This window comes from Leisingera aquaemixtae, from assembly GCF_001458395.1.
GTDB lineage: Bacteria > Pseudomonadota > Alphaproteobacteria > Rhodobacterales > Rhodobacteraceae > Leisingera > Leisingera aquaemixtae.
Genome location: NZ_CYSR01000003.1, coordinates 20,591 through 28,878 on the forward strand (window position 1 = coordinate 20,591; position 8,288 = coordinate 28,878).

At 57.7% G+C, this 8,288-nt stretch carries 6 protein-coding genes and 4 pseudogenes; 6 read left to right on the forward strand and 4 right to left on the reverse strand.

Features of this window, described 5'->3' with window-relative positions; all coding sequences use genetic code 11:
* The first annotated feature begins 52 nt into the window (after positions 1-52).
* Entirely contained in the window at positions 53-1,084 is a 1,032-nt protein-coding gene (locus PHA8399_RS01825) for a quaternary amine ABC transporter ATP-binding protein (protein WP_058284512.1), read from the forward strand.
* Positions 1,081-3,045: an ABC transporter permease gene (locus PHA8399_RS01830; RefSeq protein WP_058284513.1), complete on the forward strand. Its 1,965-nt coding sequence runs from the start codon at positions 1,081-1,083 to the stop codon at positions 3,043-3,045. Before PHA8399_RS01825 ends, PHA8399_RS01830 begins: the two co-directional genes overlap by 4 nt.
* Here PHA8399_RS01830 and PHA8399_RS22165 read toward each other — a convergent pair.
* Positions 2,999-3,367 carry a hypothetical protein gene (locus PHA8399_RS22165; protein ID WP_145976957.1) on the reverse strand — a complete coding sequence of 123 codons (369 nt, stop codon included), beginning with the start codon at positions 3,365-3,367 and terminating at the stop codon, positions 2,999-3,001. The two genes, PHA8399_RS01830 and PHA8399_RS22165, sit on opposite strands and share 47 nt — an antisense overlap.
* 62 nt (positions 3,368-3,429) lie before the next feature.
* Positions 3,430-3,606, reverse strand: coding sequence for a hypothetical protein (locus PHA8399_RS22520; RefSeq protein WP_158509244.1), 177 nt, complete (start codon positions 3,604-3,606; stop codon positions 3,430-3,432).
* A gap of 173 nt (positions 3,607-3,779) precedes the next feature.
* On the opposite strand from PHA8399_RS22520, the pseudogene PHA8399_RS01835 reads away from it, so the two are divergent.
* A pseudogene (locus tag PHA8399_RS01835) lies at positions 3,780-4,607 on the forward strand (SDR family NAD(P)-dependent oxidoreductase).
* An 8-nt stretch (positions 4,608-4,615) separates the two neighbouring features.
* Here the strand turns inward: PHA8399_RS01835 and PHA8399_RS01840 are convergent.
* Positions 4,616-5,803, reverse strand: coding sequence for a site-specific integrase (locus PHA8399_RS01840; RefSeq protein ID WP_244270131.1), 1,188 nt, complete (start codon positions 5,801-5,803; stop codon positions 4,616-4,618).
* Between the two features lie 372 nt (positions 5,804-6,175).
* Here PHA8399_RS01840 and PHA8399_RS22995 point away from each other — a divergent pair.
* Together PHA8399_RS22995 and PHA8399_RS23000 are read left to right on the forward strand one after the other, a co-directional pair.
* A pseudogene (locus tag PHA8399_RS22995) lies at positions 6,176-6,409 on the forward strand (Arm DNA-binding domain-containing protein); the annotation flags it as partial.
* 576 nt (positions 6,410-6,985) lie between these two features.
* Positions 6,986-7,516: pseudogene (locus PHA8399_RS23000) on the forward strand (tyrosine-type recombinase/integrase); the annotation flags it as partial.
* A 164-nt stretch (positions 7,517-7,680) separates the two neighbouring features.
* Here PHA8399_RS23000 and PHA8399_RS01855 read toward each other — a convergent pair.
* Complete coding sequence (locus PHA8399_RS01855) at positions 7,681-8,004, reverse strand: H-NS histone family protein (RefSeq protein ID WP_058284516.1); 324 nt, start codon at positions 8,002-8,004, stop codon at positions 7,681-7,683.
* A 78-nt stretch (positions 8,005-8,082) separates the two neighbouring features.
* Between PHA8399_RS01855 and PHA8399_RS21785 the strand changes: the two are divergent.
* Positions 8,083-8,244: pseudogene (locus PHA8399_RS21785) on the forward strand (IS66 family transposase); the annotation flags it as partial.
* Positions 8,245-8,288 lie beyond the last annotated feature (44 nt).

The window sequence follows — 8,288 nt, forward strand, 5'->3', positions numbered from 1 at the left end:
ACCAGCCGGGGCGGTTCCCTGCCCCGGTGCCCATGCCAATGAAAGTTTAGCCATGACCGCCGCCACCCCCGTCATTTCCTGCAAAAACGTCTGGAAGCTTTTTGGCGCAAATCCGGAACAGTATCTGAAGTCGCTGACCGGCAACCCGAGCTTTGATGAAATCCGCCAGGCCGGCTACATCGCCGCCGTGCGTGACGTCTCCCTGGACATCGCCAAGGGCGAGATGCTGGTGATCATGGGGCTGTCCGGCTCCGGCAAATCGACCTTCGTGCGCTGCCTGTCGCGGCTCATCGGCATTACTGGCGGCGAAGTCCGGGTCGAGGGCCAGAACATCGGCGGGATGTCCGAAAAGGAACTGATCCATCTGCGCCGCAACAAGATGGGCATGGTGTTCCAAAGCTTTGGCCTGCTGCCCCACCGCACGGTTCTGGACAACGTCGCCTTTCCGCTGGAGATGCGCGGCCAGGACCGCCACGAACGCCGTGCCCGTGCTTTGGAAGTGATCGAACTGGTCGGCCTCTCGGGCCGTGAAGACTACTTCCCGCGGGAACTCTCAGGCGGCCAGCAACAGAGGGTCGGTATCGCCCGCAGCCTGGCAATTGAACCTGACATATGGTTCCTCGACGAGCCTTTCTCTGCCTTGGACCCGCTGATCCGCCGCGAAATGCAGGACGAATTCCTGCGGCTGCAAGAGATGCTGGGCAAGACCATCGTCTTCATCACCCATGATTTCGACGAGGCGCTGCGCCTCGCCGACCGCATCGCCATCATGAAGGACGGCGTGGTCGAGCAATGCGATACTCCTGACCAGATCGTGCTGAACCCGGCCACCGACTATGTCGCCAAGTTCACAAAGGAAATCGAGAAGTCCCGCGTTGTCCATGCCGGTGTGCTGGCGCGCGAGGTGAACGGCCACCGCCTGACCGGCTCCGCCGTGGGCGAGAAACAGACCATCGCGGAACTGGCCCGCCTGCTGGTCACTGACAGCCGGGATTACCTGCCTGTTGCCAGCTCCTCAGGCAGCCTGATCGGCGCCCTGAACCGCCAGGAGGCGCTAGACGTGCTTCTGGGAGAGGCGTCATGACCGACCAGACAATGATACTTGCCGGCAAATCCCACACCTGGACACGCGCCAAAACCGGCTGGGCGGTATTTTCCGCGGCTTGCCTGCTGGCTGTGGCAAACTCCGTCCTGCCCGCCGGGCTGGTGCGGCCGCCAGAATGGCTGATCCTGCCCTTCGCGGACTGGATCAACGCAATCTTCGCCTTCCTGCGGGATGATCTGGGCCTCCTCCATGTGACCCGCGCCTTCGCGGATGGCGTGGAATGGCTGCTCGATGTGACCGCCAACCTGCTGTACGGAAAAAACCGCTGGCCCCGCATCGGCCCCGTTCCCTGGACCGTGATTGCCAGCATCGGCTTTGTCACCGGCTATGCCCTGCAAGGCTGGCGGCTGTCGCTGCTCACCGGTGGCACCTTTGTCTGGATCGCGGTCATGGGGCAGTGGAAATGGGCGATGGAGACCCTGTCCGTAATTGTCGTCGCCGCCCCCTTCTCAATCCTGTTCGGCCTGATCATGGGCATCCTCGCCTGGCGCTCCAAGTCCTTTGAGCGGATCCTGAACCCGATCCTCAATATCGCACAAAGCCTGCCGCATTTCGCCTATATGATCCCGGTTGTGGTCTTCATCGGCGTCGGCCCCAAGGCAGGCGCCATCGTCACCATCATCTTCTCGGTGCCGCCAATGATCCGCATGTCCCTGCTGGGCTTGCGCAAGGTCCCGCATGAGGTGATCGAAAGCGGCCACATGTGCGGCTCGACCCGCTGGCAGCTCTTGCGCCATGTGCGCATTCCAACGGCGAGAACCGAAATCCTGGTCGGTGTGAACCAGGTGATCATGCAGTGCCTCGCCATGGTGGTTCTTGCCAGCTTCATCGGCATGCCGGGCCTGGGCCAAAAGCTGCTGCAGCTGCTGCAAGCACTGAAAATCGGCCGGTCGGTGGAGATCGGCATCACCATCGTGCTGCTGGCCGTCATGCTCGACCGCTGCACCAAGGCCTGGGCCACCAAACAGCCCGAGCATTTCGAGAAAGGCACCTCATTTGCTGTCCGCAACAAATTCCTGCTGCTGGGAACCGGCCTGTCGATCGCCTGCCTTGTGCTGGCGCAGTTCGTCCCGCTGATGGACCAGATCGGCCGCCGTGATGCTTTCACCATCTCCAAGCCGATTGACGCTGTGGCGGACTGGTTCATCGTGCTGATCGACCCGGTCACACAATGGCTGCGCTGGTTCCTGATCACCTGGGTGCTGATCCCGATCCGCGATGCCTTCCTGTGGATGCCCTATGCCGCGGTGCTGGCGCTGCTGGCCGCAGTTGGCTGGGCCATTGGCGGCCTGCGCTCGGCGCTGGTGTGCCTTGCCTTCTTCGGCCTTATCGCCATGTCCGGCTGGTGGGACCGCGCGATGATCACGGTTTACACTGTCGTGGTCGCTGTCTCGATTGCCGCCGTGCTGGGCTTTCCGCTCGGCATCTGGGGATCGTTTCACGAAAAACGGGCGGACATCGCCCTGCTGATCTGCGACACGCTGCAGACCTTTCCCAGCTTCATCTACCTGATCCCGGTGGTCATGCTGTTCGGAGTGAACGATGTGGCAGTCATCGGCGCCGTGGTCCTATTCGCCGCCGTGCCGCTGGTGCGCTACACCATCGAAGGGCTGCGGCAAGTGCCGGAAACCCTGATTGAGGCCGCCGGCATGCCCGGCGCCCCCCGGCTGCAGACCCTGTGGAAAGTCCGCCTGCCGATGGCCCTGCCAACCATCATGGTCGGGGTCAACCAGTCGGTCATGTTCTCGCTGTTTATGGTTATCATCGCCGCCTTCATCGGCACCCAGGACCTGGGCCAGGAAATGCAGCGCGCGCTATCCTCCACCGATGTCGGCAAGGGCCTGGTGCTGGGCCTCGCCGTCGCCTTTATGGGGCTGATGGTGGATCACCTTGTCACCACCTGGGCCAAGTCCAGGAAAGACGCGCTGGGGCTGGAGTGATACAACGACCATCCATTCCAGCGGCGCTGGCTTCGCAGCGTATACCCGCATAGGCTGTCTGCTGTTTCCAGGCTTCTCCATGGCCCGCCTGACCTCGGCAATATAGCTGCTGCGTGCCGACGATTAGATCGCCGGGGCCGCAGATTTTTACCTGGGTTCCGATAACGGCAAACTCATGGGCCACTTCAAACACATCCATTTCAGGATGGCGTTTGATGTCAGCTCCGTTCCGTTGTCGCTGACCACCATGCAGGGATATCCCGGCTTGGTGCTCCTTCAGGATGCCAATGATCTGCTCTTCGCTGAAACGGCTTTTCCGCATCGTCTGTCTCCTCGTTTGGAGAGCAGGCTAACTTCAAACCGCGGACTTTTCAGGGGAGCACGTCACCCCTGGTCCGATTTCCACACCCAGGTGCATTTGACCGTGGCGGCATCACCATCCGGTATGCCCGCCAGTTGCTTGTCGACGGCGGCGATGAATTTCTGACGGCGCTGGCTCGACGGCTGGCTTGCCTTCGGCTTCTCGGCGGCTTCAAGTTTGAACTGTTTCTCAAGTGCCATTGGGGTCTCCTTTGCTACCCCCATGGGCGTCCTATGGGTTCACTCAACGGGCAACGCATCAAATTGCGAGCAGCCAAAGCTAGCCGCCGAGATTTCACACGAGAACCTTGAAACGCTGAATGAATGATGTAGCCGTACTTTCCAGTCGTACTTTTGCACACGAGGCCAATTCCATGCAGCCATTGAATAATAAAGTTGCGGTCGTTACCGGAACCTCCGCACCACATGGAATTGGACGCGCCATAGCTCTGCGACTGGCGAAAGACGGGGCGTCCGTCGTCGTCACAGACATTGATGGCAGCCTTGACGTTCAAGGCAACGAGACATCGCGCACAGACCTACTTGATATGCTGGTGTCAGAGATTGGGGCCTCTGGCGGCAAAGCTATCGCTTTGAAACTGGACGTTACATCCCCTGACGACATCAAAAGAGCCATTAGTAAAACAGTTTCGACGTTCGGGAGATTGGACATCCTCGTCAACAACGCCGGTTCATTGGCGGGCTCGGATAGTTTTATGACAACCACCCCGGACCAGTGGAAACTGAGCTTTGACATCAATATTCTGGGTCCGATGATGCTGTCGCAAGCAGCTATACCTCACATGCGCAAGCATGGGGGAGGCAGGATCATCAATATCGGTTCCACAGGCAGTCTCGGCGCAGAACCAGGTTTTGGGGCGTACACGGCAATGAAACATGGCTTGGTCGGATTGACGAAAACGCTCGCAGCCGAATTCGGACCAGACGGGATACTGTGCAATACCGTCTGACCCGGCTATATCGCAACAGACATGCACACCGCTGCGAACGTCCGGTTGGCTCACGAGCAAGGTATCTCTGTCTCCGAGATGAAGAAGAAACGCTATGCGAACGTGGCCGTTCGTGATGCAGGGCTACCGAGCGATGTAGCTAATGCGGTTGCATATTTGGCTGGGCCGCAAGCGAACTATGTGACAGGCATTAATCTACCAGTAACGGGGGGCGTTCCATTTGGCATTTGACGCCCCCACTACTCATCAGGCCTGTACTGCAAATTCTCGATCAGCTCCTTCGTCGGGGCCATATTCTTGAGGTAGAAGCGTTCCAGCTGATCCACCGACGTGCCAGCATTCTTGGCCAGGGTGTAAAGATTCACCTTACCCTGGGAGCCTCTGAGGCGTGCTTGGATGGCATAGTGCCGGAGGGAGTACGGAGACAGCTTCCTGTCCTCGTCCAGCACCTCAGCCTTTTCCAGGATATGGTTGAACAGACGCCGGGCCGTGTTGATGGCCGTCCTGCGGTTGGAATATTCCGGCATCCATACATAGCCGTTCCGATCCGGGCCGATCTCGTCGAACGGGTTCAGTGTTCCCTGATAGAGGGGAACAGCCAGCGGCATGGTCACGCTAGTGCGCCCGCCGGTCTTGCCGCCACGGACGTTCATCTCCAAGTGCGGCGGGTCGCCTTTGACCTGAATGTCCTTGTGCTTCAGACCGAACAGCTCGCCCTCAGTAGGCCGAAGGAAGGTGTGAACGACAAAGCGGAACGTCTTGGCATGGTGGCCGGTGATCTGGACGCCACGGACCATATCCCCACGTTTAGCACACTCACCGGCAGCCTTCATGAACCGTTTGTATTCGTCGTCCGTGAAGGTGTGGCGTGGCGTGTCCACGGTCTTCTGCTTCGGCATCACCGGCAGGACGTTCAGAATGCCGTCTTCCACCGCCAGGGTCTGGACCTTACGGATGATGATGGTGTGTTTGGCCTTGGTCGATTCTGCCAGCCGCTTTGGCCGATTCTCGTCCAGATGAATCAGATAGTCCCGGACCTTGCCGGTGGTGATCTTCGTGACGTCATATTTACCGAAATAGCAGATCAGGCCGTCCTTGGATCGGTTCAGCAGCTTGTTGTCGCCGTCTGACCACTTGGACTTGCCTTTCTGAATGCCCATCAGCTTCTTGGCATAGTGTTCGAAGCTGGTGGCTTTCTTCTGAGCATGGTCGCTGTTGGCCTTGCTGCGGTATGAGTCGGCAAACTCAAAAGCCACATCCATCGCTTCGAGACGCGATGTCTCCTTGGACGACCGGTGGACGTATTTCCCTGCAAGGGGGTCCCTGAAACGAATAAGCCAGTACGGGCTTCGGGCTGTCAGCACGATGGCCAGCCCTTTCCGGAGATGCTTGATCTTGAGTATTCGGTTTTTGGAATCTTGGGACAAATCGAGCCCGTCAGAGGAGTGTATAACTGTGTGTAACTTTTACGGGTGAAATCTGACGATCTCAACGGACCAAATAAATCAACTATTTCAGTGATTTAGTGGTGCCCGGGGGCGGAATCGAACCACCGACACGAGGATTTTCAATCCTGCTCCCGCATTCATCCGCGAGAAAGAAATTTCCGGAGAACTCTCGAAGAATGGAGAGTATTTTGTATTTTTATTCACACAAAACAGATACTTAGGGATATTTCAAGAGGAGGGGTCACCCCTTCCATCTCGCCTTGTCGAATTTTTGTGGAGAACTATCCAGCTCCGATTGCGTCCCCAGTGCGTCCCCAGGATAATACCCTCCCATAGGAAAAGGAGTTCCCCATGGCGGCTACGGCGCTGACAGATGCATTTATCCGGAAGATCCAGATCGACCACCGCAAGGACTTCGTCGATGCTCGGCAGCCCGGTCTCACCCTTAGGGTAACACCAACTGGAAAGAAGACGTTTTCCGTCAGGGTACGCTCCCTGGATGGCATCGAGCAGCGCATCACTATCGGGTCCTACCCCGACATATCGCTTAAGAGCGCCCGCGAGATAGCTGCTGAAAAGCGCGCTGAGGTCCGAAAGATCATAGGGAACCTGAACCACATCCGGCGAACAAACCAGGACGCATTGCGGGCGTCTCCGACGTTACGTGAACTGGTCGACGAGTTCAGAGCCGTGCGTACGGGAGTTCGAGCGACTTGGACACCCCGACGTGAAGGCGGGAAATCTGAGGCGGAGCGCCGCATTTTTTCGGTCTTCGATCCACTTCTCGACTTACGGGCAATTGATATTACACCTGACGACCTCGCTGCTGCGATGCGGAGCTATTCTCCGCCTTCAGGAAGTCCAACTGCGAACGGGCAATGCAGCAGGGCGCGCGCCTACCTCATGCCCGTATTCGATTGGGCTGCTGGTCGCGAAAAGTTCCGTGCTTCTGGGCTCAAACGCCTGCCGGTGCTGAACGTGCCGGACATGCGTGACACCGCTGATCCGGCAAGCGCCGACCCCAGCATCACGGGAAAAAGAAATCGGGTATTGAGGCGAGAGGAAATGGAGAAGGTGCTTCCGCTACTCATCTACCCCGCGCCCACTTGCCTGGCAATGCGAATGAACCCGGCTATCGACATGCGCCCGATCGCATTGAAATTCATCTTGCTCACTGCTGCACGTCTCGATGAGGTAGTGACCATGCGCTGGCGAGACATCGATTTCCGGCGCAGGGAATGGCTGAAGCCATCAGTTAAGATGACCAAAGGCCCGCCAAGCCCGCAACTATTGCCACTACCCAACGCAGTGATCAGTCTTCTTCAGAGACTCCCTGGGTATGAAAGGCGCGGCCAAGAGTCTGACGCACTTGTGTTTCCGTCGTCCTGCGATACGGAATTGCAAAACTGGGATCGGATCACGAAGGCAATCCATCGTGAAAGCAAAACCACCAACTGGCATCGCCATGACTTGCGTCGCACATCTGCAAGCTTGATGAGATTGATTGGTGTAGACCTCGGCACGATCGACCGCATCTTGGGGCACAATATCGATCACGATCGTGAAGGAACAAGCCGGGCACTTGATAATTATCTAGCTGATCTGGACATGGAGGATGTTGAAGACCCTCAGCGCACGGCTCTAACTAGGTTGGCAGCTGTTTATGCGAAGCTCACGGGCAACCCGAGCTGACGACCACCTAGCAATACAAACTCACAGACGCGGCACATGGGCCAGTTGCCTAGGCGGCGGCTCAGGGCGAACTGCGCTTACGCAGCCAGCCCAATGTTGCCTATTGCGCCCCGCGCAACTGTACATGGTCCCGCCTGCGATAGCGCAACAAGTGTATTGCTGCTTCACATTTCAAGATCCTCGAGGGACTTCCCTGCTTCCAAAGCTTCGTGGACCCAAGCAGGCTTACGCCCGCGGCCGCTCCAGGTTTGGGATCGGTCAGCTGGATTTGCGTATTTAGCAGGTGCCTTTGCGCTTGATTTACGCCCCTTTCCGCCATGCAGAGCAATAACCTCTTCAAAGGCCACGCCATGTTTCTCCGCAATGGCCAGCATTTCGGCATAAGCGCTTTTCTTTGCCTCGTCCTCTACTTCCACTTTGCGGACTTCGATTTCCTTGGCCAGCGCTTCCAATTCAGCGGCACTCAGCCCCTTCAGATCAATTGCCATATTTCACCTGTGTTTTCAGTTGTTCTCGGTCAAAGCAGATATACTCTTCCGAGGCAAGTAACTAGCCACAGCGGTGTGGTAGCCGCGCAGCTGGCACGGATTCCGGGCAAGTCAGAACTGGCCAAGGCCATCCGCTATGCTTTGACGCGAATGAAGAAACTGCGCCCCTATCTGGATCATGGCATCCTGGAACTCGACAACAATTCCGCGGAGTGGGCGATGAAACCAAATGCAGTTGGTTGGTCATTATGCACCCCCTTCATAAGTGCTTGGAAACATTGATA